Origin of the sequence: Myroides sp. A21 (genome assembly GCF_000807225.1) — a bacterium.
GTDB lineage: Bacteria > Bacteroidota > Bacteroidia > Flavobacteriales > Flavobacteriaceae > Flavobacterium > Flavobacterium odoratimimum.
In genome coordinates this window covers 155,970-181,882 of the sequence record NZ_CP010327.1, presented here as the reverse complement: position 1 = coordinate 181,882, position 25,913 = coordinate 155,970, and the positions used below count along the sequence as shown (strand labels likewise).

Genomic DNA, 25,913 nt, shown 5'->3' with positions numbered 1-25,913 from the left:
CATCATTTTCGAGGTATTCTCCATGTATTGTCGAAGGAATTAGGATGAATGCTAGATTATATAAGGGATGGTAGGGGATAGTACTTCATTGAATAAAAAACGAAATAGATAGTAATGTGTTGATTACTATATTGTTGGTTGTTTTTGCTGTTTAAAAAAAGTGAATCTCTTTTTTACTATTTATGGCTAGAATTAGCCTAATAGAGTGCTTTTTAGAAAAAATAGAGCTTAAAAAAGTGTTTTATTGCTATAAATAGGTAGTAATAAGTAGATGATTTTAAAAAAGTGTTTCCCATTTTTTAAGAACTATAAATAGAAGGGATAAGTGGCTGAAACTTACTTATTGGCTAAAATTAACTTATTTAGAACGATTATAGTTAAATGTTTGAAATCCGACATTTTGAACATCTATACCGTGTTATAGTGCTTGTGTGCTAGTGCTCATTGATGGAATTTTGCCTCATGTTAATAGTAGCCTAATGGCTGTGTATTATATTCTTTTATAAGCTAGGGCATAGTGCGGTAGGGAAGAGAAATAATGTGTTTTGTACTTAAGGGAGATACTTCTTGATTTCTATAATCTTACCTTTTGACTAAAAAATCTACTTTTTACCCCTTTACCTCATTTTGTTTAGATAATACATTTGCCACGGGTTTAAATAGAAATAGTGCTACTACTTAACGCAATAGTTCAATCAATAATAAATAGTTAAAGATGAAAAAAACATCTACTTTTTTAGGTCTTACTACAATCGCCTTATTATGGGCATGTCAAGATAAAAAGCAAGAAGGAGAATGGGGAGGAGACAGTCAAGTCGAGCAGTATCCTGTACTTTCAATAAAAGCGGAGCAAGCTAATTTATTTACAGATTATCCAGTGGTGTTACAAGGGATAAAAGATGTAGAATTGCGTCCAAAAATTGATGGTTTCGTTGAGGCAATCTATGTGGATGAAGGGCAAACAGTCAAAAAAGGGCAACCCTTATTCAAAATCTACGCTCCACAATATCACGAAGAGAGTGTGGCAGCGGTGGCTTCGATAAAAAATGCAGAGGCAGAGTTAAACAACGCTCGTATGCAAGTAGTTAAAGCTAAACCATTAGTCAATGAGGGTATTATCAGTAACTATGAGCTTGAGTCTGCAGAATATGCATTAAGAAGTAAAGAAGCACAACTAGCACAAGCTAAAGCGAATTTAAACAGTGCACAGGCTAATGTAGGCTATACGCAAGTGGTAGCTCCTTTTGATGGAGTTATAGGATTAATTCCTTATAAAGTGGGAGCACTGGTAAGTAGCGCTTCACCAGAGCCTCTAACTACAGTATCTGAGATAGGAAGTATCAATGCTTACTTCTCTATGAATGAAAAAGAGTTTATCGACTTTATGCAAAAAGGAGGAGAACAAACTCTAGAACAGAGACTCGCGAGTATGCCTGAAGTATCTCTTTTATTAGCGAATGGAAGTGAATACAATCAGAAAGGGAAAATAAATACAGTGAGTGGACAAGTAGATCCTCGTACTGGAAGTGTGAACTTCAGAGCTGTGTTTACTAATCCACAGGGAATATTGAGAAGTGGAAATAGTGCTACCATTCGTGTACACGAGAGTGTAAGCGAAGCTATCCTAGTTCCTCAGAAGGCGACTTTTGAAGTGCAAGGAAAGCGTTTTATTTATGTGGCTAATGCAGAGGGTGTAGTGACTAGCACAGAAATTTCGGTTATGGAGAAGGTGCCTTCGAGTCAATACTTCGTAGTGACAAGTGGGTTAAAACCTGGAGACAAAATCGTAAGTGCAGATATAGGAGGACTACGTGAAGGAATGAAGATTAAAATGTAATAGAGGATAGCATTATGTTGAAAAGATTTATAGAAAACCCAGTGTTATCTACCGTGATATCTATCATTATAGTAATACTAGGGTTGTTAGGACTATTCTCATTACCTATCACACAGTATCCTGAGATAGCACCGCCTACAGTACAGGTGACTGCTAATTACCAAGGGGCTAATGCTGAGGCGGTAATGAAGAGTGTGATTATTCCATTAGAAGAACAGATTAATGGAGTAGAGAATATGGCGTATATGAACTCAAAGGCGAGTAATGATGGTTCGGCTGTTATTACCATCACTTTTACACAAGGAGCAGACGCTGATATGGCAGCTGTGAACGTGCAGAACCGTGTGAGCCAAGCCATGAGTCAATTGCCAGAAGAGGTAATAAAACAAGGGGTGACTACAACCAAGAGATTGAGTAGTGAGATATTCAGTTTCTTAATGTATAGCTCTGATAGTAGATATGATCAGGCATTCTTAGAGAACTATGCTCGTATCAATATTCTGCCTAAGATCAAGCGTATCAATGGAGTAGGGGATGCCTCTATCTATGGAGGGCGTGAGTACAGTATGCGTATCTGGTTAAAGCCAAACGCAATGGCTTCTTATGGACTTACACCAAGTGATATCGTACAAGCGCTACAAGAGCAAAACGTAGAGGCAGCACCAGGTAAGGTAGGAGAGAATAGCAGACAGAGTTTTCAGTATGCTTTAAAATACACAGGTCGATTAGAAACGCCAGAAGAGTTCGGAGATATTATTATCCGTTCTAATGGTACAGGTAAGATATTGCGTCTAAGTGATGTGGCAGAGATAGACTTAGGAGCCTACTCGTATGCGATGACCATGACTGCTTATAAACAGCACGGTACTTATATCGCGGTAAATCAGGTGGCAGGGTCTAATGCCCATGAGATTATTAAGCAATGTGAAGAATTATTAAAAGAAGCAGAAAAAGACTTGCCTGCGGGGGCGAAATTCGAAGTATATGCGAATTCTAATGATTTCTTATTAGCCTCTATTGATAAATTGATAGCGACTTTAATAGAAGCATTTGTATTAGTGTTCATAGTAGTATTAGTGTTCTTACAGGATTGGCGTTCTACTTTGATACCCGCTATAGCGGTACCAGTAGCTATCGTAGGTACGTTCTTTTTCTTGAATTTATTTGGCTTCTCTATTAACTTGTTGACTCTTTTTGCTCTAGTACTGTCCATCGGTATTGTGGTGGATGATGCCATCATCGTAGTAGAGGCAGTACACGCCAAGCTATATGAAGGAGCAGAGACAGCGAAGAAGGCTACAGTGAGCGCGATGAATGAGTTGACTACAGCTATTATTTCGATTACGTTAGTGATGTCAGCTGTATTCGTACCTGTTACATTTATCGAAGGATCTGTAGGAGTATTTTATAAAGAGTTTGGTATCACATTAGCTGTCGCTATTTTGATTTCGGCTATTAATGCCTTGACCTTGAGTCCTGCGTTATGTGCTATTATGTTGAAACCTGAGACAGGTATACACGAGGAGAAAAGAGGTTTTGTCAATAGATTTAAATCAGCTTTTAATAGTTCATTTGACAGAATGACTAATCGCTATGTAGGTGTATTAGGCTTCTTGAATAAGAATAAATGGTTGTCGTTAGGAAGTATCGTTGTATTTGGTGCCTTGTTTGTATTCTTAACGAAAACGACACCAACGGGATTTGTCCCTAACGAGGATAGTGCTTCTATCTATGGTAATATTATCTTAGCTCCTTCTACTTCTCTTGAAGAGACTGAGCGTATCTCTAACGAGATCGATAGTATCGCGATGAGCATACCTGAGGTGAAGTTCACTTCACGACTAGCAGGTATGGACTTCTTCAGTGGGAATGGTAGCTCGTATGCTGTAGAGTTCATTAAGTTAAAACACTGGAAAGATCGCCCAAATCCAGAGCAAAATATTCACAGTGTAGTAGGACAGTTATTTGCTAAGACAGCGCATATTAAGGATGCTAATGTGGTATTCTTTGCAGCACCTACACTACAAGGATTTGGTAACAGTTCAGGATTCGAAGTACAGTTACAAGATAAGACTGGTGGAGATTATAAGAAGTTTGAAGAAATAATAGGAGGATTCTTAGGAGCGTTAAATCAACGTCCTGAGATTATGTATGCCACTTCGTCTTTTAATACGAACTTCCCACAGTATGAAGTGTCTGTCAATGTAGCAAAAGCAAAAGAGGCAGGGGTAGGGGTAACAGAGATTCTGACTACACTACAAGGGTATTTAGGAGGTATTTATGCAACGAACTTTAACCGCTTCGGTAAGCAGTATAAGGTGATGATACAAGCAGATCCTAATTTCCGTGAGAATAAAGAGGCTATCGATAAACTATATGTGAAGAATGAGCAAGGAGTAATGTCTCCTATCACAGCCTTCATTGATCTGAAGAAAGTGTACAGTCCAGAGTTCTTGACGCGCTTTAATTTGTTTAACTCAGCTTTCGTGAATGGTAGCCCTAATCCAGGTTTTAGTTCTGGAGATGCTATACGTGCGATAGAAGAAGTAGCAGCACAGACTTTGCCACAAGGGTATGGTTTTGAGTATTCAGGATTGTCAAGAGAAGAGAGTGGTAGTGGTAATCAGACTGTTATTATTTTCGTATTGTCTATCTTATTCGTTTATTTCTTATTAAGTGCTCAGTTTAAGAGTTATATACTTCCATTGGCAGTGTTGTTCTCTTTACCGATTGGGTTAGCAGGAGCTTTTATCTTCGCTAAGCTATTTGGAATAGAAAACAATATTTTCTTACAGATTAGTTTGATTATGTTGATTGGTTTATTAGCGAAGAATGCTATTCTGATTGTAGAGTTTGCCCTACAGAGAAGACAGTCAGGTCAGTCTATTGCAGCGGCTGCTATAGAAGGGGCGCGTATTCGTCTAAGACCTATTCTGATGACTTCGTTTGCTTTCATATTTGGATTATTACCACTGATGATGGCGACAGGAGCAGGAGCATTGAGTAATAAATCAATTGGTACAGCTGCGGTAGGAGGAATGTTGATTGGTACGCTGATTGGGGTATTAGTTATTCCTTCATTATTTGTTGTGTTCCAGGCGTTACAAGAGAAAATAAGTGGAGCTCCTGTATTAGAAGAACAAGAGTAAGTGTAATTATAAAGTGAGAAATGTATAAGTGTATCTAAGGGTGCACTTATACGTTACACAATGACTTAAGTCAATGCGATAAATCAGAAGAATCATGAAATGGACATATAAAATATATATAGGTGCTCTAGCTATAGGGATGTTGGCTTCATGCCAATCCACACAGAGTTATCAGCACTTAGATATTGCTGCAAAAGAGCTTTATCGAGATACCCAAGAAGGGGACACATTAAGTATAGGTATGATGCCTTGGCAAACTTTGTTTAAAGATGCAAAGCTACAAGAGCTAATAACAGAAGGAATAGAAAATAACCTAGACCTAAAGATAGGGATAGAAAGGCTACATGCTTCTGAAGCGTTATTAAAACAATCTAAAGCTGCGTTTTTACCTGACTTAAGTATAGGTGGAGGAGTGAAAAGATCAAGATTGTCTTATCCTCAGGGTTTTGGTTTTGTAAAGAATGCGACACAGTATGATGTGTTCGCTAATACTTCTTGGGAGATAGATGTATGGGGAAAATTAGCGAGTAGTAAGCGTGCTGCCTACTATAGAATGCTTCAGTCTGATGCAGGACAAAAGGCTGTGCAGACTCAGATAGTCGCTCAGATAGCAGATTATTATTACCAATTATTGGCGTTAGATCAACAACAAACTATTATCGAAAAGACGATAGTGAATAGAAAAGTAGACGTTGAAACAATGCAAAAGTTGAAGGAGTCAAGTGTAGTAACAGGTGTGGCTGTGGTACAGAGTGAAGCTAACTACTATGACGCTGAGGCTACACTACCAGGGGTAAAACGCCAAATCAGAGAAGTAGAGAATGCGTTGAATGTTCTATTAGGGAAACCTGTAGGTACAATAGATAGAGCTAACTTAACTGTACAAGAACTACCAATAGAACCAAGTATAGGGATACCTGCACATCTATTAAAGAATAGACCTGATGTGATGGCAGCTGAGTATGAGTTGGCAGCGTATTTTGAAGATGTGAATGCGGCTAAGAGAGCATTCTACCCTTCATTAAATATCACAGGAGGAGCGGGATTCTCTAGTTATGAGTTTAAAGATTGGTTTACTTCTACAGGATTGTTTGCTAATATAGCAGGAGGTTTATTACAGCCTATCTTTAATAAAAGACAAAACAAAACAAGATTAGAGATAGCGAAAGCAAGTTATCAAGAGAAAGCGTATAACTTTCAAAAGGCAATGTTAGTAGCAGGGCAAGAGGTCTCTGATGCACTATACGCTTATGAAATGGCAGGAGAGCAACTGACTATGAGACAACAACAAGTGGATAAGTTAGCCTTAGCTGTTGATTATACGAAGAAGTTATTAGTGTATCATTCATCAACGAATTATACAGATGTATTGACTTCAGAACAAGCACATCTTTATGCACAATTAGCACATAGTAATGATCAACTATTAGAATGGCAAGCCATTATTAAGCTTTATAAAGCATTAGGAGGAGGTTGGAGAGAATAATTTTTTCCATTTATATATAGAGTAATGAAAGTGATACTATAGGGAGAACAATCTTTATAGTAGATTATTAATTACTTGACTCAATCTGTTCGTCGGCATTTTACTTTTAGATAGTTAATCATCGTGCTAATTTGGAAACTATTTATAAAACTGGATTATGTCAATAGATTGAGTCTTTCTAGACAAATAATCTTTGTCGATTTTTTACTACTTTTTAATTGAGAGAGCCACATCGTGAGATGTGGCTTTTTTGTTTTAATTGATTTCTTTTAATATTTAAAAAGAAATGTTGTGAGTGTTCTTAATTTCTCTCATCACAAAAGAGCTATGAGTACTACCAATGCTGTCTACCATTGCAAGTTTATTAAATACAAAGTCTTGGTAGTGTTTCATATCATTTGCGTATACTTTTAGGATAAAGTCAAAATCTCCTGATATATTATAACATTCAACAACTTCGTCTATCAGCATAATATCTTCAACAAACTTATTATTGATAAGACGCTCATGTTGTTTAAGTTTAATATTACAGAATACAATAAAGCCTTTATTTAGCTTTTCAGCATCTATTAAAGCGATATATTTCTTTATAAAGCCTTCTTTTTCTAGTCGTTTTATTCTTTCAAAAACTGGAGTAGCAGATAGGTTTACTTGTTGAGCAATCTCTTTTGTAGTCAGATTAGAGTTGTCACATAGTATTCGAAGTAGTTTTAAATCTGTCTCGTCTAGGTTATGCATTAGAATAATATTTTGTTTTAGTGGTACCAAATGTAGTGATAATAGAATTAAAATCTGTTTAAATTATTATTATGGTTATTTGTTCTTAATTGTTGAATATGTAATGTGTTTATATTCTTCAATTGTATCTTTGTTTAGAATTAATGAATTGTTCTTAAAATACTTCATCAGGCGAAAATAGGTTTTACTTAACTGTAGATTAAAAGGGAATCGTGTGAGAATCACGAACTGTCGCGCAACTGTAAGTAACATTGAATATACTAGTCATATTATGCTCACTGATATAAAATCGGGAAGGGCGATTAGTGTAGTTATAAGTCAGGAGACCTGCCATTTTTGAATTGACAATGCTTTCGCGGTAAAGAGCTATAGTCAGGTTTGATGCTATGATGTGCTGTTTCTATGTTATATAGAAGTAGTATTGTATAGCTATTCCTTATCTATTAGAGTTTCCCCACTACCGCGTAATGCATTAGGAAGAGAGAACTTTTTAAGTGATTAATTAACCATTTTAAAAAGTTGTGAAAATGCAAACACAAGTATTAGGCTATCCGCGTATTGGTGGCCAAAGAGAGCTGAAAAAAGCAAATGAACAGTATTGGGCTGAGAAAATTGAAAGAGAAGAGTTAGAGCAGGTTGCGCAAGCTATTCGTCATCAAAATTGGCAATTACAAAAGACAGCAGGTATTACATTAATTCCTTCTAATGACTTTTCATTTTATGATCAGGTATTGGATTGGAGTTTAACCTTAGGAGCTATTCCTAAAAGGTATCAGCCTCTCCGTACAAATGAAGGTCTGTCTTTACTAGATTTATACTTCGCGATGGCTAGAGGGTATCAAAAAGGTGGATTTGATATTACTGCTATGGAAATGACAAAATGGTTTGATACTAACTATCACTATATCGTACCGGAGTTTTATAAAGGACAGCAGTTTGAATTAACTTCACTAAAGGTAGTAGAGGAATATAAAGAAGCAAAGAAGATTGGTATAGAGACTAAGCCCGTTATCTTAGGTCTTGTTTCTTATTTGCTATTAGGTAAGGCAAAAGAACAAGATTTCAATGTATTAAGCTTAGTAGATAGTTTGTTACCTGTATATCTTGAAATAATAAAACGTCTGACAGATGAAGGAGTTCAATACATTCAAATTGATGAACCTTTTCTAGTGCTTGACTTGACAGAAGAACAGAAAAAAGCAATCACATCGTTTTACAATATTATACAATCTTCTTTTCCAGATCTTAAGGTAATTGTAGCTACTTACTTTGGAGGATTAGAAGATAATGCTTCGTTGGCATTGGCATTACCAGTAGAAGTATTGCATATTGATCTAGTTCGCAATGAAGAACAATTAGAGGAGATACTTAATAAGGTTCCTGCTAGTTTAAAATTGTCACTTGGTGTAGTGGATGGTCGTAATATTTGGAAGAACGATTATGAACAATCATTAACATTGATAGATAAAGCTATTGAACGAAGAGGGAAAGAGAAAATCATCATAGCGACATCGTGTTCATTACTTCACAGCCCTATTGATTTAGAAGGAGAAGTGAAATTAACAACAGAAATCAAGCAATGGCTCGCTTTTGCTAAACAGAAGATTCAGGAAGTAGTAGACTTAGCTAAGTTAACGACTGTGATTGATAGAGAGGGTGTGTCAGCTTATCAAGAGAATAAAATAGCTCAACACAATAAACGTACATCTACACTTATACATCATGAAGCAGTAAAAAGACGCGTACAAGGAATCACAGAGCAAGATGCACAAAGAAAAGCTCCGTTTAGTACAAGACAACCCTTACAACATAAAGCACTAGATCTTCCTTTATATCCAACAACAACAATAGGTTCGTTCCCACAAACTACAGAAGTAAGACAGTGGAGAGCTAAGTTTAAAAAAGGAGAGCTTACAGCACAGCAGTATGAAGATTTATTAAAACAAGAGACTGCTAGAGCTATACAATGGCAAGAAGAAATTGGGCTAGATGTATTAGTACATGGAGAGTTTGAACGCAATGATATGGTGGAATACTTCGGAGAACAATTAGAAGGGTTTACATTTACTCAGAACGGTTGGGTGCAAAGTTATGGTAGTAGATGTGTGAAACCTCCTGTTATATATGGAGATGTGTATCGCAGTAAGCCATTAACGGTATTCTGGTCTGCTTATGCACAATCATTGACTAAACAAAAAGTAAAAGGAATGTTGACAGGGCCAGTTACAATATTACAGTGGTCTTTTGTGCGAAATGATATCCCTAGGTCTGAGACTTGTACTCAAATAGCTTTAGCAATTAGAGATGAAGTAGTAGATTTAGAAAGTGCTAATATTGAAATCATCCAGATTGATGAGCCTGCGATAAGAGAAGGCTTACCGTTGCGTAAAGCTGCATGGGATAGCTATTTAGAATGGGCTGTTAGAGCATTTAGAATTTCTGCTTCAGGAGTGAAGAATGAGACACAGATTCATACTCATATGTGTTATTCTGAGTTTAACGATATTATACAGCATATCGCCGCTATGGACGCAGATGTAATTACGATAGAGTGTTCGCGCTCTCAGATGGATTTATTAGATGCTTTTGCGGCATTTAAATACCCAAATGAGATTGGGCCAGGAGTATATGATATTCACTCTCCACGTGTACCTACAGAAGAAGAGATGTTGACTTTAATTAAAAAGGCAGAAAACTATATACCAACTAAGCAATTATGGGTAAACCCTGACTGTGGATTGAAAACGCGTCATTGGAAAGAGACTGAAAAAGCGCTTATAGCGATGGTGAATGTCTCTAAAAAATTGAGGGAAGAAAGTTTAGTAGAAGCTATTTAATAGAATAAGGCTCTTGTTGATCAACAAGAGCCTTATTTCTTATTCTATTTAGAAAGATAGACGAATGATCCTATCTAATTTATCCTTGTCTATATGAGGAGAGAATTCATTGTATAGTTCATGCTTAAGCAGTGATACGATAGCAAAGAAATCAGAAGTAAGCGTTAAGTAGTATTGTTCTACTTTTTCTACTGATTGATTTTCTGCTATTTTGATCTGATGACTTTCAGTCATTAGATTGCCTACGTGAATTAATATTTTATCAAAGGTCTCTGCTGAGGTATGCATTTGAAGAAAACCAAACTCAAAGATCAGATCGTGTAGGTTATTCACTTCTTTCTCTATTTTCTTACCTGTAGATAAGTGTGGGCTAAGAGACTCTCGTTGTAAGATTGTGTTTAGTTGTGTCAAGAATTGAAAGAAAACTTCTTGCTTTTTTTCAAATACTAATAAGTGACGTTCTCTAGACTCTTCACTTTTAGTTTGTCCTTGTAATAAAAGAACAGTAATAATAGCTGTAATTACAACCCCTAATAAGGTGCCAAAGAACTGACCAGGAAGTGAAGCTAGTTCAAATATTTCAAAAGTTATGGCTACGATAAAGAAGATAATTGTACTCGTCACAATACCTACTCTTGGCCAATTGATTTTGTTTTTCATAATGTCTTTATTTAAAAAACGATGTAAGGGCTTGATGAATAAGAGTATATCCTTTTTTAAGAGATAGAAAAAGGAAAAGCTTATTCAGAATGAAATTACAATTATTTCTGATATAAAAAAGATTATCTTTTCTGATGTGTCTTTCTATAAGCCGACATACTCATCTCTTCGTGTTTTTTAAAGAACTTATTCGCATGACTCTCATCTGTAAACGTAAATTCAGAAGCTATTTCACCTATTCTAAGATCGCTAAACAGTAGGCGTTGCTTAATAAGTTTTAGTCGATAAGTAGTGATGTACTGCTGCATAGTTTCTCCGCATTGATTAAAGAAATAATTACCTATATAAGATGGTGCTAGACCAAACTCTTGTCCTATAACCTGTGCTGTTAATCGTTTGAGGTCATAGATGTTCTGCTGTATGTAACTTATGATGTCTAATACCTTTTGTTCTTTAGTGGTTAAGTTTTCAGGAATATAGTTCATTAGATTACGCGTAGCGATAATCATGATGGCATTGATATACTGACGTTGCAAATCATAGTTACACGTTTTAGTATTTTGGATACTGAGTATAAGACATTCTACTATTTTGTGAATGATATGTTTGTCTTCCTCATCTGTTATAATAGAAGTAGGTAGATGCGTAGCATAGTACAGCACGCATTCTAAGTGATTAATATTAGCAGCATTGTATTGCTTGATGTATTCATCATTCACACGAATAACGACAAACTCTGATTGAGCTGTTAGGTCAAAAGAGTGTTTGTCTTCTGGAGTGATTAGATATAGGTCACCCATAGTTATTTTGCTTTTATTGCCATTTACAGTGTGTGTTCCTTCTCCTGAAATCACAAATACAAACTCAAAAAAATTGAATTGCCTGTTCTGTAGAGGACAAGAATCTACCTTCTCATAAAAGACCTCAAAGGGTTGATATATATTTTCTCTTGCCATGTATATACTGTTATTTGATTGAAATGTACCTGTATGATGGTGTTTAATCAGTTTATTTTTGTGTAAAAGTAATAATTATATGAAAGCAATTGTGTTAAATGAATTTGGAGGAGTAGAGAATCTTCAAATGACAGAGGTAGAGATACCTCTTATCAATAAAGAGGAAGTGCTAGTAAGAGTGAATGCGCTTAGCATTAATCCTGTGGATGCACTAACTAGATCAGGTACAGTAGGAATGTCTAAGATAGTGGGACAGTTTAGTCCTATTATTTTAGGATGGGACTTCTCAGGAATTATAGAATCTATAGGCGAGAATGTCAAGGAGTTTAAAGTAGGGGATGCTGTTTTTGGTATGGTTAACTTTCCTGGACATGGTAGAGCTTATGCAGAGTATATCGCTGTCTCTGTAGATCAAATAGCATTAAAGCCTAGTAATATCACACATGAAGAAGCAGCTGCGTCTACCTTAGCCGCTTTGACAGCATGGCAAGCTTTTGATAGTTATGGTAAACTAAGACCTAATGATAAGGTACTAATACATGCTGCATCTGGAGGAGTAGGGCATTATGCTGTACAGATGGCTAAGCATTTAGGCGCTTATGTGATAGGAACATCTTCATTGAAGAATAAAGACTTTGTTTTAAACTTAGGAGCTGATGAGCATATTGATTATAGAAGTGTGCAGTTTGAGGAAGTAGTGTCAGATATAGATTTTGTCTTAGAGGCAGTAGGTGGAGACAATTTTCAGAAATCAGTAAAGGTACTTAAGCAGTTCGGTACTCTTGTAGCTTTGCCATCAGGATATACAAAGAAAGATGAAGCATTGTTTAATGAAAAACAGTTACACGGAAGTTGTTTTATGAGTGTGTATTCGAGTGGAAGAGATATGAAAATCATAGCTGATCTCTTAGAAAAAGGTATTGTAAAAGCTCATATTAGTCGTGTTTTTGACTTTGAAGACATGGATAAAGCACATTTATATATAGAAAGTGGGAATACTGTAGGAAAGGTAGTTGTGTGTATTTCTTAAAATAAATATAATAATCAAACATAAAAGATGGTATAAATATAAAGTATATCATCTTTTTTTGTTTTTATATGTTTTGTTATTTAGTGTTTTGTGTGGTTATATTGTTGTTTTTTAAGTGTAATAATTAAATAATGTTAATTTTTTATATATTTGGATTGATGAATTTGTTTGATTCTCCTTGTTAACTATTCAAATAATCGTTAAACGTTTATGAAAAAAATAACCTTACTTATATTAATTGGCTTCTTGTCATTTTCTTGTAGCAATGATGACAATAACAAGAATGATAAACCTAAAGAAGAGAAACCAGATTATCAACCTAAAATACTAATCCCTTTTGAAGAGCGTGGTTTATGGGGGTTCAGAGACCCACAGGCTAATGTTGTGGTAGTGGTACCTCAGTATGAAGCTGTAAAAGATTTTGACCAACATAAAATAGCTAGAGTAAAAAAGAGTAAGCTTTGGGGAATAATAGATATGCTGGGCAAACCTGTAATAGCTCCTACTTATAACGATATTAAAGATTTTAGTATACAGGGATATGCGACTGTAGTGAGATTAGAAAAAAGTGGAGTGATTAATACTAAGGGAGAAGAGAAGATAGAACCTTTGTATGATGAGATTACAGGCTACTATGATAAGCAGTATGTAAAGGTGATGATAGAGCAGAAGTATGGTATTATAGACAAGGATTGGAAATTAGCAATCAAACCTTCTTATACTAAGATTCGCGATTTTGGAACAGAAGGAGTGAATGCAGATCACATCATCGTAGAGCAGAATACAAAGAGAGGATTGATTAATAAGAATTGGAAAGTATTAGCGAATGCTAAGTATGACAGTATTACCAAATTTGATACTAGAGGTATAGCGATGTTAATCGACTCGTTAAAGATGGGGATGATTAACACGGAAGGAAAAATTCTAGAGCCTAAGTACGATGAGATTAAAGAGTCTAATGATGAGGTAGAAGTTACTTATAAAGTAGTTTTAAAAGAGAAATGGGGGCTGTTAAATAAAGATTGGAAAGAAATTATAGCACCTCGTTTTGAGGCAGACTTTAAGATATTTGAGTTTGATAAATCAGGTTATGCCAGATTACATGTAGGGGAGAAGTGGGGATTCATTGATAAGAATCACAAGGTAATCTTAGAGCCTATATATGATGAGATCACAGAATTCGACGAACAAGGTTTTGCACGTATTAAAGTAGGAGAGAAGTGGGGAGTGATTAACAGAGAGTTTAAGGTATTATTAGCTCCAGAATATGATAATATAACCGTGTTTAACGCTGAGGGCTTTGCGCGTGTCAATCAGAATGGTAAATGGGGAGTGATTAATAAACAATGGAAAGTAGTGCTACCTGTGATGTATGATAATATCGGAACTTTACTACCTTATGATATGACAATCTTAACACTAGACAGTAAACTAGGGTTAGCGAATAAGAATTGGGAAGTTGTATTACCTGTGGACTATAAGGATATCAATGTGACAGAAGACCAAGGTACTGTGAGAATCTACAATGATATACCAGGTATAGAAAGAGCTGTAGGGTTATTCCATCTAAAAACGTATAAACGTTTAGAACCAACCTATGAGCGAATAGATAATTATAACTCTTTTGGATATGCATTAGTACAGAAGAATGAGATATCTAAGAATCTTATAGATAAAAACTTCGAAGAGCGATTAGATACTTATTATACAGAGATATATCCATTTAATGAAGCTGGAGTGTTTAAAGTACTTAAGGCTCCTTATTTAGGCATATTTGACTCTAGAATGAATATGTTGGTAGAACCTACTAAGTACACAGATATAGAAGAGTTCGCAGAGGATAATCATGCAGTAGTGTCTTTTGGCAATAAGAGCGGGTTAATTAATAGACAGTGGAAAGAAGTTCTAGCTGTAGAATATGATGAGGTATCTACGCCAGACAAAGAGAGTAATAGAAAGCTTACTATCCACACTTCTTCAGTGACAATGTATAATGTTTTTAATCAGAACGGAAAGATCTTAGAGGATAACTATAAAGAGATAAAGTTTGACTATGCAAACAAAGTCATTTTGTTAAAAGGGATGAATGATTTACATGGTTTTGCATCTGTTAATCTTGTACATATCACTTCTCCTGTTTATGAGAACGAGCTAGACTTCACCAATGCTCTAGTAGCTAGGATGAAACAGAATGGGGTATGGGGACTGATTAATAAACAGGGCATCATTGTTATAAACCCGATGTACGATCGTATCAGTGAGTTTAATAATGAAGGATATGCCTATTTAGTAAAAGGAGGTTTATACGGATTTGTGAATCATGTAGGGCTTACGACTGTGCATGCCAAATATGAAATACCAGATTATGCTTTGACAAAAGACAAGTTAGCAAAGGTGAGAGCGAATGGACTATTGACTATTGTTAATTATGAGAATGGGATAGAGTTATTTAAACCAGGTCAGTATACAGATGTAGATAACTTATTTAAAGGCTACGCTACATATTTAGAGAAAGGTAAGTGGGGCATAGCGGATAAGTTACAAAAGGTAGTATCAGTAGCGAAATATGATAAGGTAGAGCGCTTCACTAAAGATAATACAGCGCGAATTAGGCTGAATAACTATGTAGGATTTATGAATGATAAAGGGGTAATCGTATTAGAACCGACTACATACAGTCATATAGGAGAGTTTAAAGATGGTAAAACTACTGCGATAAAGAATGGAGTAGCAGTAGTTATTGATATAAATGGAAAGGAAATATAGGTTTGTATAAAAAGCACTTTTGTAGAGATACAGAAGTGCTTTTTTATGGTAAAGAAGGCAGGATATAAGCTATAAAGAATGAAAATGAAGATATTCCTTTTTAAATAATGAAGATATTGTCTAATTACTTGAAAAACAGAATTAATCCATTGGCAGTTAATTTGTTATATTCCTATAAGTATCGTAAATTTAAAGTAATAAAAAGGTGACCTTTTTATATGTGTATTGTCTAACTAAAATCTGATTGTTATGAAACAAAAGGTTCCAGTTGAAGAGATTATGACTAAAGAGCTCATCACTCTTACTTTATCCGATAGTTTATATGATGCAGAGAGATTGTTTAAAAAACATAAAATAAGACACATCCCTATCGTTAAGGGGGATAAATTAATAGGAGTGCTAAGTTATTCTGATTTGATTAAAATTAGTTATATCGATGTGGTCGAGGATGAGTCAGAAGACATGCCTTCTGTAGTCTATGACTTATATTCTATAGAACAACTAATGGCTAAAGTAGTGGTAAGTGCCTTACCTACAGCAACAGTAAAAGAGGTAACAGAAATACTGTCAAAGCAGAGCTATCACTCTATACCGATAGTTGATCAGCTAGGACATTTAAAAGGAATAGTGACTACTACGGATTTATTGAAGTACTTCTTAAAACAGTATTAGTGTCATAAAGATAAGATAGGTGTGACTCTATCAGGATAATATAAAGCAGGATAAATCGGTCGAAAAGAATTTATCTTAATATCTAAATGAACTTTATTCATCATTAGTTATGAATAGAGTTCATTTTTTTATACCCCCAATTTGTTTGGAAATACACATTTTGTGAATTTATAGGGTAACATGATGTTTTTATATAATACTTACAGATGTTTGTTGATACTATTTTATATATTAAGATATAAAAGTTTATTTAATGTATAAATGCTTAAAATAATAATAAAATGTTATTTATTTTTGTGTTTTAATACGGTAAGTGCTAATTTAGCTCATGTGTTACAATAGTATTACAAATATGAAAAGAAGAACAATGTTTGATTTTGCCAAAACGATATTAGAGAATGTAAGTTTTGATCCAAAGTTATTTTATAAGGAATTGCAAAAAGCAATTCAGAATTTATTACCATACGATTTAGATCAGTTAAAACAGTGGGTTAGCGGTTATGTTCAGGAAAAACCAGAACTACATCAATCCTTAGAATTACTGAACGCATAAGATAAAAGCACTTCCATAGGAGATGCTTTTTTTATAAGATCAACTCATTGCAGAAAATGAAATTATTGAAATATTTATTTAATAAAATTCAGTCAATTTATTCAAATTATGAGAATCAGATATTAATTGCTAAAATTGTATTAAAGTCTGAGGGAAAAACGGGAAATACTTTTCAAAATGACTATGTTTACTATGTAGTAAGATAAAAAATTACAGATATGAAAACACGTTTAATGTTTGATTTCGCAAAAACTATACTTGAGAATGTAAGTTTTGATCCAAAGTTATTTTACAAAGAACTTCATAAAGCTATTAATCAATTATTGCCTTATGATGTAGATCGCTTAACGAAATGGGTGAATGGTTATGTTCTAGAAAAACCAGAACTTCAAGAATCTTTAAATTTAATTAACGCTTAATTATAACTAAAAAGCACTTCATTCGAAGTGCTTTTTTTATGAGCGTTAGTGATGTACTTTCGATACATTATGTAACGATATAGTTCTTATCAGGTGTCATCAGCTCTGGTAGAGGCATTTCCGATATTTCACTTAGAGAATAAGCTATATTAGCACACATCTGATCTAGAGCAAGGTCGTTTTCTTCTTCTCCGAATGGCTCTGCTATCTCTGCTACTACAGCGTCTAGTGCGATAAAGGTATACGCTACGAAGGTCACAAAGAAGGGCATAGTCCAGACAATAAGATCAATTAATCCAAACGGAAGTATAAAGCAGTACACATAGACTGTCCTGTGTAGAATAACAAAGTATACAAACGGAATTTTAGTATGTACGATACGTTCACATGCACCTAATACTATGGATAGTTCATCGATATTCTTGTCTATCCTAGCTTGTGTGATAGTATCTAGTCTACCTGCACGCTGCTGTGTAGCTATCCATTTCGTTAATTCATTAAGAATATACGCAGGTTTAAATTTCTTAGTCAGCATTTCTTGATATACCTCTTCTTTCAGGTACTGACGTATCTCTTCATAGTCTGTCTTTTCTCTCAGTTGTTTATTTAAGAGATAGCAGAAAGCAATAATAAGTTTGATCCCCTCTTGTTTTTCCTTTTTAGAGAACGAAGGGCTTTCGTCTATATAGTTTTGAATCTGAAAAGCAAGCGATCTAGAGTGTATCACTAGGCTTCCCCATTGTTTCCTTCCTTCCCAGAAGCGATCATAAGCCGCACTATTACAAAATCCTAAGAATATCGCTAGCGAAATACCTACTAAGGCAAACGCTCCTACATTAAGTGGGATTATTACATCAGGGAATAGGTAATGAGCAAAATAGACAATCCAAGAGAATATAAAGATAGCCAGTAGCGTTGGAAATATTTTTTTAAGGACAGACCCCTTCCATATAAAAAGCATTTGTATGATATGCTTTTTGTGTCTTACTATCATATTGTTGAGTTTTGATATAAGAGCAAAGTTAGTTTGGGATTCAGTCTTAGACAAATAATCCTTGTGAAATTAATAAAAGCAATCGTTAAAAAATAGAATAATGGACTGACTATAAGGTTTGTGTAAAATAATATTGTTGTAATTAAGGGGTGAGGTACCTATACTTTAGAGGTATAAAAAAAGCTACTTATTGTAGATAAGTAGCTTAATATGATGTCCTCTAAAAACATCAAAACAACAATATTTTATATCTAAATGTATCTCTTCTTTAGAGATAGTACATAAAGATTGCATATAAATTGCTTTATATGTATGTAGTAAATATAGAAAAAAGTTTTGTTTTTAACAATTTTTTTGAACCTTTAATTGGATTTATTGGTATTCTTTTTTATAATAAACTATGAATCAGTAAAGTAAAATATGATTTTTTAATAGTTATATTGTATTATGTCTTATTTTGCATAAGATATAACTGTAAAATCGTTACTTTCGCATCAAAATAAATTTAAGATTTAAGTAAATGAGTAGTAAACACGACAAAGTAGAGAAGCCAATCACGTTATTCCAATCGCTAATTCCTGTTGTTATTTTAGTAGGATTATTAGCTATTAATGTGTTTGTATTCCGGGATGACGCCTTGTCTGGTACGAATCAGTTTATCTTATTAATAGGTGGTTCTATTGCTACTGTTGTGGGTATCTTTAATCATGTAAGTTACGATAAGGTGATCACGCAGATTATTAATAATGTTAGAGATACCTCTAGTGCTATCTTTATTTTATTATTAGTAGGAGCCTTATCGGGTACTTGGCTTTTAAGCGGGATTATACCTAGTATGATTTATTACGGGTTACAGATTTTACATCCCGCTATTTATCTACCAGCCTGTCTGATCATTACTTCTATTATATCTATAGCTACAGGTAGTTCATGGACTACATCTGCTACAGTAGGGATAGCGTTAGTAGGGATAGGTAATGCGATAGGGATGCCTATAGGGATGATAGGAGGAGCTGTGATATCAGGAGCTTATTTTGGAGATAAGTTATCCCCATTATCTGATACGACTAACCTTGCTCCAGTGATGGCAGGTACAGACTTATTTACCCATATCAGATATATGCTGTACACTACAGTACCTACTTATATCGTTACGTTAGTGCTGTTCTCTGTGTTAGGGGTATTATATGGTCATGGAGGAGATGTAGATACATCAGTGACTTTACAGGCTATAGCAGATACATTTAATATCACACCTATTTTATTTATAGTACCAGTATTTGTAGTTTTTTTGATCGTTAAGAAAGTACAGCCTATAGCAGCATTATTGATAGGAACACTATTAGGAGGAGTATTTGCACTGATTTTCCAGCCAGACATCGTAGTCGCAGTATCAGGTGGAGATACATTTAATTTTTATAATGCGTATAAAGGTGTTATGCTAGCACTGACTACAGATATCAGAATCTTGTCGCCATTAGAGAGCCTGAACGGCTTGTTTGAAGCAGGAGGGATGGCAAGTATGTTGAATACGGTTTGGTTGATTTTATGTGCTATGTTTTTTGGTGGAGCGATGGAAGCTATTGGAGCATTACAGAAGATCTCGATGGCACTGTTGAATATTGCTAATAATGTATTCGGGTTATTTGCAAGTACAGTAGCTAGTTGTTTAGCGATTAATGTGATGACATCAGATCAGTATCTATCTATCGTGGTACCAGGTAAGATGTTTTCTGACGCTTATAAGGCAAAAGGATTAGCACCAGAGAATCTGAGCCGTACATTAGAAGACTCAGGGACTGTGACATCAGTATTGATCCCTTGGAATACTTGTGGAGCATATCATTCAGGAGTATTGGGGATACCTACGATGACCTATCTACCGTATGCATTTTTTAATTATTTGAGTCCATTTGTGACCTTGTTATATGCAGCATTTAATTATAAAATTAGAAAGATAGTGAATAAGGCATAAGACATACCTTATATATTATAGAGAAAAGGGGCGATAAACTTAGGTAGTACTAAGCTTATCGCCTTTTTTCATTGCTTATTTTTTGATTCATTTTTGGAGTGGTCGACTTGTGATGGGAAGGTTATCGCATAGTGGTCGCATACTTTTAGCCCTTTTTTATGCGACCACTATGCGATAAGTATCCGATAAGTATGCGATAAGTATGCGATCACTTCTGTAAAAATGAATAAAAGATGAGAAAATTAAAGACTTGGATGATGAGGTGGAAATTATTTTGTTATAGAGAAGCTAGGGAAGAAAGTGACGCAGAATAAATATGTAGATCTATAAAGGAGCTGATATACTATAGATTATAAAAATATTTAGGTTTATTAATATTATTATAACATGCTAAGATTTCCTAGTTCTATATAAAATGACTATCTTTAGACATGTCTAAACTAATCAATAGACAATGCAATGTAAGTATAGATTTTATTTATGTTAGAATAAAAAACAATAATCAAGATTAATAGATTATCGTATTTACTAGCCTTACATTTGTAAAAGAAATCAAGAAGGATTATTAACTTTAAAATAAATTATTATGTCTTTAGTAGGTAAAAAATTTCCAAACATCACAGTAGACGCAATGTCTGAAATGGGAGATGATTTAAGAATCAACATTTTCGAAGAAGCAACAAAGAACAATAAAAAAGTATTATTATTCTGGTACCCAAAAGACTTTACATTCGTATGTCCTACAGAATTACACGCTTTCCAAGCAGCTTTACCAGAGTTTGAAAAAAGAAACACTATGGTGATTGGAGCTTCATGTGATACTAACGAAGTACACTTCGCTTGGTTAAACACAGCAAAAGACAATGGTGGAATCGAAGGAGTTACTTACCCAATTATCGCAGATACTCAAAGAAACTTATCTTCAGTATTAGGAATCTTAGATGTAGAAAACGAAGTATATAATGAAGAATTAGATTCAGTTCAAATCGAAGGATCTAACGTTACATATAGAGCTACTTACTTAATCGATGAGACTGGAAAAATTTTCCACGAATCAGTAAACGATATGCCATTAGGAAGAAACGTAAATGAGTACATCAGATTAATCGATGCTTACGCTCACGTACAAACTCATGGTGAAGTATGTCCAGCTAACTGGGAAGAAGGAAAAGATGCAATGAATGCTGACAGAAAAGGTGTAGCTGAATACTTAAGCAAACACTAAGAAATAAACCAGGTTACTAACCCAAAATTTAAAAAAAATGCTTTTAGAACTAGATAAAGATAATTTACAAGAAATTGTAAATTCAAATGAAAAAGTGGTTGTTCAATATGCTGCATCTTGGTGTGGTAATTGTAGAATTATGAAGCCTAAATTCAAAAAATTGGCTACAGAGAAAGAAAACATGACATTTGTAATTGCAGATGCTGAGAACTTCCCTGAGTCAAGAAAGTTGGCTGATGTAAGCAATTTACCAACTTTTGCTACATTCGTAAACGGTAAATTAGTTAACCAAACTCAGACAAATAAAACTGAGGTGTTACACGAATTAGTAAACGAAATTGTATAATTTCATAAATCTTATATAGAATGAAATTACCAGTGATAAGACAGTTGTCTCAATTCATTGCAGATAACGACCAAGATTATATTATAGAAACGCTAGAAGTATTAGAAAACCTAACTGAGGTGCCTTCTCTTAAAGATGAAGAACTAGATGTGATCGGTGAACTTATTTCTAATATGTATGGGGCTCTAGAGGTTCAGAAACTTGTAAAAGAAGGAGCTACCCAAAAAGAAGCGTTGAATACCTTTATGCAAAGAGTTTTAGGATCAATAGATAAATAAAACTCTCTTTATAAAATTTTTAAGGACTGTACTCTGAGTACAGTCCTTTTTTTGTTTTTAGGGTTAAATAAGTCTGTAGTCCAATTCTAGAAGACTGCATAGGAGTGCCTCATTGATTATATATTTATTACATTTAGGTTTTGCTAATATATCTATCAGTATTTAGCATTATATTCTATCGAATTTTACTTATTTTTGTGTAACCTAAAAAATAAAACAATATGGCGACTGTAACATTAAAAGGTAATGCTATCCAAACTATCGGAACATTACCAGGATTAAATACGAAAGCTCCTGAATTCAATTTAGTAGGAGGAGATTTAGCTGATAAAACATTGGCGAATTATAAAGGAAAAAGAGTAATCTTAAACATCTTCCCTAGTGTAGATACACCTACATGTGCTACTTCTGTAAGACATTTTAACCAAGATGCTTCTAAACTAGAAAATACAGTAGTATTATGTGTTTCAAGAGATTTACCTTTTGCACAAGGGCGTTTCTGTGGAGCAGAGGGTATTGCGAATGTAGAGATGTTGTCTGACTTTAGAGACGGACAATTTGGAAAAGATTATGGGGTGCTGTTTACAGACGGACCTTTAAAAGGATTATTGTCTAGATCTATTGTTATCTTAAACGAAGAAGGTACAGTAATCTATACAGAACAAGTGGCTGAGACAGCTGATGAACCAAATTATGAAAAAGCTATCGCTGCTTTAAAATAAGGGTTTTATATACATAGACTGCTAGTATGTTGTATGATTTACTAGCAGTCTATTGTTATAAAAAGAATTAGGTTGAAAACAATATAGCCATATTGTCAATAAAAAAGGAAATGGAAAAAGAAAATACAACAAAAAAGAAAACTACAAAATCAACGAGTACGGCCAAACGATTTGATACAACGATACATATCAATAGCCGATTCTTAATCACTATACTGTTAATCATCAGTGGTATCGCACTAACGTTGAGTTTTATATCCTATTTAATCACAGGGATAGAAGATCAGAGTAACTTAGAATTATTAGGTGATAGACAGGCTGAGGTGGCTAACTGGTTAGGTAAACTAGGGGCATATCTAGCTCACCTATTTGTATACCAAGGATTCGGAGTAGCGTCTTTCTTTTTTGCAAAGTTATTAGTTCATTCAGGTATTTATGCCTTTTTCACTATACCAGCTAGAAGAATCAAGAAAGTGATTTTCTGGGACTTGTTCTCGATGTTATTACTGTCTGTTTTCTTAGGTTTTTTCTGGAGCAGTAATCCTCTTTTAGGAGGAACAGTAGGGTATGAGTTAAATCTGTATTTTGTAGATTATCTAGGTACAGCTGGTACGGTATTGTTACTGTTATTCTTTGCGATTGCTTTTGCACTGTTTAGATTTAAATTATCACCTACTTCTATTCGTCAAGGAATAGAAGGGTTGCCAGCGTTCTTTAAGAAGTTTAAAAAGAAACATATAGAGACTCCTGCTGACTTCGATAATAATGGACAAGTAAATCAGGGAGATCCAGAGCCTGTAGCAGTAGTGAATAAGGAGGTAGAAACACCGTCTGCTAAGCAAGAAACACCTGTTAAAGAAGAAGATTTTAGTATCTATGAGCAACCTGTGTCTCCTAAGTCTGCTATAGTAGAACCTAAAAATATCAAACCGACGATAGAACATAGCTCTGAGTTAGTATTAGATCATAAAAATCCAAAGCCAAACGTAGAGAAGACAGAATCTGTGACTGCTAAGGAAGCAGGTGCTAATGACTTCGTTATTGAAGAAATAAAAGACGAAGGAAGTTTAGAAGAGAATCTAGCGGCTAGATTGGTTCAAGACTTTGGAGAGTTTGACCCTACATTAGAGTTGTCTAATTATCAGTTTCCTTCTATTGAATTATTGAAAGAATACAGTGGTTCAGGAATTACGATTAATCAAGAAGAGTTAGAAGAGAATAAGAATAGAATCGTAGATACACTGCGTAACTATAAGATCGATATTGCTCAGATTAAGGCGACTGTAGGGCCTACAGTGACGCTATATGAGATCGTACCAGAGGCAGGTATTCGTATTTCGAAGATTAAGAACTTAGAAGATGATATTGCCTTATCTTTAGCTGCCTTAGGTATTCGTATTATTGCACCTATACCAGGTAGAGGAACGATAGGTATAGAAGTACCTAATAATAGCCCTTCTATTGTATCTATGAGAAGTGTAATAGCTTCTCCTAAATTTCAAAGTGCTGAAATGGAGTTACCAGTGGCACTTGGTAAGACGATTTCGAATGAGACCTTCGTAGTAGATTTAGCAAAAATGCCTCACCTTCTGATGGCAGGGGCTACAGGACAAGGTAAGTCTGTAGGACTGAACGCTCTATTGACATCACTTCTATATAAAAAGCACCCAGCAGAAGTGAAGTTCGTATTAGTTGACCCAAAGAAAGTAGAATTAACTTTATTTAATAAAATAGAACGACATTATTTAGCTAAATTGCCTAATTCGGAAGATGCTATTATAACAGATAATACGAAAGTTATTAATACGCTGAATTCTCTGTGTATAGAGATGGATAACCGTTATACGCTACTAAAAGATGCAATGGTTAGAAACATCAAGGAATACAACGAGAAATTCAAACAGCGCAAGTTAAATCCTGAGAATGGACACCGCTTCTTGCCTTATATCGTATTAGTAGTGGATGAGTTTGCAGATTTGATTATGACAGCAGGTAAGGAGGTAGAGACGCCTATCGCACGTTTAGCTCAGTTGGCTCGTGCTATTGGTATTCACTTAATTATCGCTACACAGAGACCATCTGTAAACGTTATTACTGGTATTATTAAAGCGAACTTCCCAGCACGTGTAGCTTTTAGAGTTACTTCTAAAATAGACTCTCGTACGATCTTAGATCAGCAGGGTGCAGATCAGTTAATCGGTAGAGGGGATATGTTGTACACACAAGGAAATGATTTGGTACGTGTACAGTGTGCTTTTGTAGATACTCCAGAGGTAGAAAAACTAACAGAGTACATAGGGGCACAAAAGGCTTATCCAGAGGCTTATATATTACCAGAATATGTAGGTGAGGAGGGAGCTAGTAATTTAGATGTGGATATTAGTGAGAGAGATCCTCTGTTTAAAGACGCTGCAGCTATCATCGTTACAGCACAGCAAGGGTCAGCTTCATTGTTACAAAGAAAGTTAAAACTAGGTTATAATCGTGCAGGTAGATTAATTGATCAGTTAGAGGCTGCCGGTATTGTAGGGCCTTTCGAAGGAAGTAAGGCACGTACAGTGAATATACCAGATTTGATGGCTTTAGATCAGTTTTTTGATAATGAAGAAAACAACAATTAAAGAAATAGAATGAGAAAGATTATTGCACTTATAGGAATAGTACTATTTGCTTTTTCAGCAAATGCACAGAGTAGTCAACGAGCTAAGAATTATTTGTTAGAAGTAACGAAGAAGATAAATGGGTATGAGAATATCTCAATCGACTTTTCTTTTAATCAAAAAGGGGCTAATAAAGACTTCGATGGCAAAGGACATCTGGATCTAAAGAAAGACCTTTATAACCTGACATTTATGGGAATAAAGAAGATATATGATGGCAAGAAGATATATACTATCTCGGATGAAGATGAAGAGGTGACAGTCTCTAAGTTTAATGAGAAAAATGCAGATGGAATATTGCCTTCTCAGATGCTGACTTTCTTTAATCAAGGATATACATTTCAGTGGGATATTCTACAGAATGTAGATGGGAAGAAAGTACAGTATATAAAACTAATACCTACGGATAAAAAATCTGTTATAAAAGAGGTATATCTAGGGATAGATACGGCAACGAAAGATATCTATAACAAGATTCAAGTAAATAAAGACGGTTCTAAATCAACACTGACGGTTAATTCTTTTAAAACAAATCAGTCAATGTCGAAAAATCATTTTACCTTTACACAGTCGTTGTACCCTAATTATTACATCAACAATATAGATTAAA

Annotated in this window: 20 protein-coding genes and 1 riboswitch; of the genes, 16 read left to right on the top strand and 4 right to left on the bottom strand. The window is 34.8% G+C overall.

Annotation, left to right across the window (positions count from 1 at the left end):
• The first annotated feature begins 715 nt into the window (after window positions 1-715).
• The 3 genes from MYRA21_RS00865 to MYRA21_RS00855 all read left to right on the top strand — a co-directional run bounded on the left by MYRA21_RS00865 (window position 716) and on the right by MYRA21_RS00855 (window position 6,472).
• Window positions 716-1,837 (top strand): efflux RND transporter periplasmic adaptor subunit, encoded by a 1,122-nt coding sequence (locus MYRA21_RS00865; protein ID WP_039328299.1) that lies wholly within the window; start codon window positions 716-718, stop codon window positions 1,835-1,837.
• A 14-nt stretch (window positions 1,838-1,851) separates the two neighbouring features.
• On the top strand, window positions 1,852-4,986 hold the full coding sequence (locus MYRA21_RS00860) for an efflux RND transporter permease subunit (RefSeq protein WP_039328296.1): 3,135 nt from the start codon (window positions 1,852-1,854) through the stop codon (window positions 4,984-4,986).
• A gap of 94 nt (window positions 4,987-5,080) precedes the next feature.
• Entirely contained in the window at window positions 5,081-6,472 is a 1,392-nt protein-coding gene (locus MYRA21_RS00855; protein WP_039328293.1) for a TolC family protein, read from the top strand.
• A 276-nt stretch (window positions 6,473-6,748) separates the two neighbouring features.
• On the opposite strand, the gene MYRA21_RS00850 is transcribed toward MYRA21_RS00855, so the two are convergent.
• A complete protein-coding gene (locus tag MYRA21_RS00850; protein ID WP_006258641.1) occupies window positions 6,749-7,210 on the bottom strand; it encodes an Lrp/AsnC family transcriptional regulator in 462 nt (153 codons plus the stop codon).
• A 162-nt stretch (window positions 7,211-7,372) separates the two neighbouring features.
• Window positions 7,373-7,560, top strand: a riboswitch (cobalamin riboswitch).
• 177 nt (window positions 7,561-7,737) lie between these two features.
• Here MYRA21_RS00850 and metE point away from each other — a divergent pair.
• Window positions 7,738-10,047 (top strand): 5-methyltetrahydropteroyltriglutamate--homocysteine S-methyltransferase, encoded by a 2,310-nt coding sequence (gene metE, locus MYRA21_RS00845; protein WP_039328290.1) that lies wholly within the window; start codon window positions 7,738-7,740, stop codon window positions 10,045-10,047.
• Window positions 10,048-10,095: 48 nt separating this feature from the next.
• On the opposite strand, the gene MYRA21_RS00840 is transcribed toward metE, so the two are convergent.
• Both MYRA21_RS00840 and MYRA21_RS00835 read right to left on the bottom strand, forming a co-directional pair.
• On the bottom strand, window positions 10,096-10,707 hold the full coding sequence (locus MYRA21_RS00840) for a hypothetical protein (protein ID WP_039328288.1): 612 nt from the start codon (window positions 10,705-10,707) through the stop codon (window positions 10,096-10,098).
• Between the two features lie 122 nt (window positions 10,708-10,829).
• Window positions 10,830-11,663 carry an AraC family transcriptional regulator gene (locus MYRA21_RS00835; protein WP_039328284.1) on the bottom strand — a complete coding sequence of 278 codons (834 nt, stop codon included), beginning with the start codon at window positions 11,661-11,663 and terminating at the stop codon, window positions 10,830-10,832.
• Between the two features lie 79 nt (window positions 11,664-11,742).
• On the opposite strand from MYRA21_RS00835, the gene MYRA21_RS00830 reads away from it, so the two are divergent.
• From MYRA21_RS00830 to MYRA21_RS00810, 5 genes are all read left to right on the top strand, one after another.
• Window positions 11,743-12,693, top strand: a complete 951-nt coding sequence (locus tag MYRA21_RS00830; protein ID WP_039328281.1) for an NADP-dependent oxidoreductase — start codon at window positions 11,743-11,745, stop codon at window positions 12,691-12,693.
• A gap of 210 nt (window positions 12,694-12,903) precedes the next feature.
• On the top strand, window positions 12,904-15,459 hold the full coding sequence (locus MYRA21_RS00825) for a WG repeat-containing protein (RefSeq protein WP_006258636.1): 2,556 nt from the start codon (window positions 12,904-12,906) through the stop codon (window positions 15,457-15,459).
• Window positions 15,460-15,708: 249 nt separating this feature from the next.
• Entirely contained in the window at window positions 15,709-16,131 is a 423-nt protein-coding gene (locus MYRA21_RS00820; RefSeq protein ID WP_006265870.1) for an HPP family protein, read from the top strand.
• 352 nt (window positions 16,132-16,483) lie between these two features.
• Window positions 16,484-16,684, top strand: a complete 201-nt coding sequence (locus MYRA21_RS00815) for a hypothetical protein (protein ID WP_029988608.1) — start codon at window positions 16,484-16,486, stop codon at window positions 16,682-16,684.
• 218 nt (window positions 16,685-16,902) lie between these two features.
• Window positions 16,903-17,103 carry a hypothetical protein gene (locus MYRA21_RS00810; RefSeq protein ID WP_006258632.1) on the top strand — a complete coding sequence of 67 codons (201 nt, stop codon included), beginning with the start codon at window positions 16,903-16,905 and terminating at the stop codon, window positions 17,101-17,103.
• Between the two features lie 67 nt (window positions 17,104-17,170).
• Here the strand turns inward: MYRA21_RS00810 and MYRA21_RS00805 are convergent, their stop codons facing one another.
• Window positions 17,171-18,097, bottom strand: a complete 927-nt coding sequence (locus MYRA21_RS00805; protein ID WP_039328278.1) for a bestrophin family protein — start codon at window positions 18,095-18,097, stop codon at window positions 17,171-17,173.
• Between the two features lie 520 nt (window positions 18,098-18,617).
• On the opposite strand from MYRA21_RS00805, the gene nhaC reads away from it, so the two are divergent.
• From nhaC to MYRA21_RS00770, 7 genes are all read left to right on the top strand, one after another.
• Window positions 18,618-20,072, top strand: coding sequence for a Na+/H+ antiporter NhaC (gene nhaC / locus MYRA21_RS00800; protein WP_006258629.1), 1,455 nt, complete (start codon window positions 18,618-18,620; stop codon window positions 20,070-20,072).
• Between the two features lie 586 nt (window positions 20,073-20,658).
• Window positions 20,659-21,297 (top strand): peroxiredoxin, encoded by a 639-nt coding sequence (locus MYRA21_RS00795; protein WP_006258628.1) that lies wholly within the window; start codon window positions 20,659-20,661, stop codon window positions 21,295-21,297.
• Between the two features lie 37 nt (window positions 21,298-21,334).
• A complete protein-coding gene (locus MYRA21_RS00790) occupies window positions 21,335-21,643 on the top strand; it encodes a co-chaperone YbbN (protein ID WP_006258627.1) in 309 nt (102 codons plus the stop codon).
• A gap of 20 nt (window positions 21,644-21,663) precedes the next feature.
• Window positions 21,664-21,921 (top strand): hypothetical protein, encoded by a 258-nt coding sequence (locus tag MYRA21_RS00785; RefSeq protein WP_006258626.1) that lies wholly within the window; start codon window positions 21,664-21,666, stop codon window positions 21,919-21,921.
• A 221-nt stretch (window positions 21,922-22,142) separates the two neighbouring features.
• Window positions 22,143-22,643, top strand: coding sequence for a thiol peroxidase (gene tpx, locus MYRA21_RS00780; protein ID WP_006258625.1), 501 nt, complete (start codon window positions 22,143-22,145; stop codon window positions 22,641-22,643).
• Window positions 22,644-22,753: 110 nt separating this feature from the next.
• Complete coding sequence (locus MYRA21_RS00775) at window positions 22,754-25,264, top strand: DNA translocase FtsK (protein ID WP_006265863.1); 2,511 nt, start codon at window positions 22,754-22,756, stop codon at window positions 25,262-25,264.
• Window positions 25,265-25,273: 9 nt separating this feature from the next.
• A complete protein-coding gene (locus MYRA21_RS00770) occupies window positions 25,274-25,912 on the top strand; it encodes an outer membrane lipoprotein carrier protein LolA (protein ID WP_006258623.1) in 639 nt (212 codons plus the stop codon).
• The last annotated feature ends 1 nt before the right edge of the window (window position 25,913 follow it).

Coding starts and splice junctions, on each gene's coding strand:
- MYRA21_RS00840 (WP_039328288.1), bottom strand. CDS start 10,707: ATGAAAAACAAAATCAATTGGCCAAGAGTAGGTATTGTGACGAGTACA.
- MYRA21_RS00785 (WP_006258626.1), top strand. CDS start 21,664: ATGAAATTACCAGTGATAAGACAGTTGTCTCAATTCATTGCAGATAAC.
- MYRA21_RS00805 (WP_039328278.1), bottom strand. CDS start 18,097: ATGATAGTAAGACACAAAAAGCATATCATACAAATGCTTTTTATATGG.
- MYRA21_RS00835 (WP_039328284.1), bottom strand. CDS start 11,663: ATGGCAAGAGAAAATATATATCAACCCTTTGAGGTCTTTTATGAGAAG.
- MYRA21_RS00855 (WP_039328293.1), top strand. CDS start 5,081: ATGAAATGGACATATAAAATATATATAGGTGCTCTAGCTATAGGGATG.
- MYRA21_RS00790 (WP_006258627.1), top strand. CDS start 21,335: ATGCTTTTAGAACTAGATAAAGATAATTTACAAGAAATTGTAAATTCA.
- MYRA21_RS00830 (WP_039328281.1), top strand. CDS start 11,743: ATGAAAGCAATTGTGTTAAATGAATTTGGAGGAGTAGAGAATCTTCAA.
- MYRA21_RS00825 (WP_006258636.1), top strand. CDS start 12,904: ATGAAAAAAATAACCTTACTTATATTAATTGGCTTCTTGTCATTTTCT.
- nhaC (WP_006258629.1), top strand. CDS start 18,618: ATGAGTAGTAAACACGACAAAGTAGAGAAGCCAATCACGTTATTCCAA.
- MYRA21_RS00795 (WP_006258628.1), top strand. CDS start 20,659: ATGTCTTTAGTAGGTAAAAAATTTCCAAACATCACAGTAGACGCAATG.
- MYRA21_RS00770 (WP_006258623.1), top strand. CDS start 25,274: ATGAGAAAGATTATTGCACTTATAGGAATAGTACTATTTGCTTTTTCA.
- MYRA21_RS00775 (WP_006265863.1), top strand. CDS start 22,754: ATGGAAAAAGAAAATACAACAAAAAAGAAAACTACAAAATCAACGAGT.
- MYRA21_RS00820 (WP_006265870.1), top strand. CDS start 15,709: ATGAAACAAAAGGTTCCAGTTGAAGAGATTATGACTAAAGAGCTCATC.
- MYRA21_RS00850 (WP_006258641.1), bottom strand. CDS start 7,210: ATGCATAACCTAGACGAGACAGATTTAAAACTACTTCGAATACTATGT.
- MYRA21_RS00865 (WP_039328299.1), top strand. CDS start 716: ATGAAAAAAACATCTACTTTTTTAGGTCTTACTACAATCGCCTTATTA.
- metE (WP_039328290.1), top strand. CDS start 7,738: ATGCAAACACAAGTATTAGGCTATCCGCGTATTGGTGGCCAAAGAGAG.
- MYRA21_RS00810 (WP_006258632.1), top strand. CDS start 16,903: ATGAAAACACGTTTAATGTTTGATTTCGCAAAAACTATACTTGAGAAT.
- tpx (WP_006258625.1), top strand. CDS start 22,143: ATGGCGACTGTAACATTAAAAGGTAATGCTATCCAAACTATCGGAACA.
- MYRA21_RS00860 (WP_039328296.1), top strand. CDS start 1,852: ATGTTGAAAAGATTTATAGAAAACCCAGTGTTATCTACCGTGATATCT.
- MYRA21_RS00815 (WP_029988608.1), top strand. CDS start 16,484: ATGAAAAGAAGAACAATGTTTGATTTTGCCAAAACGATATTAGAGAAT.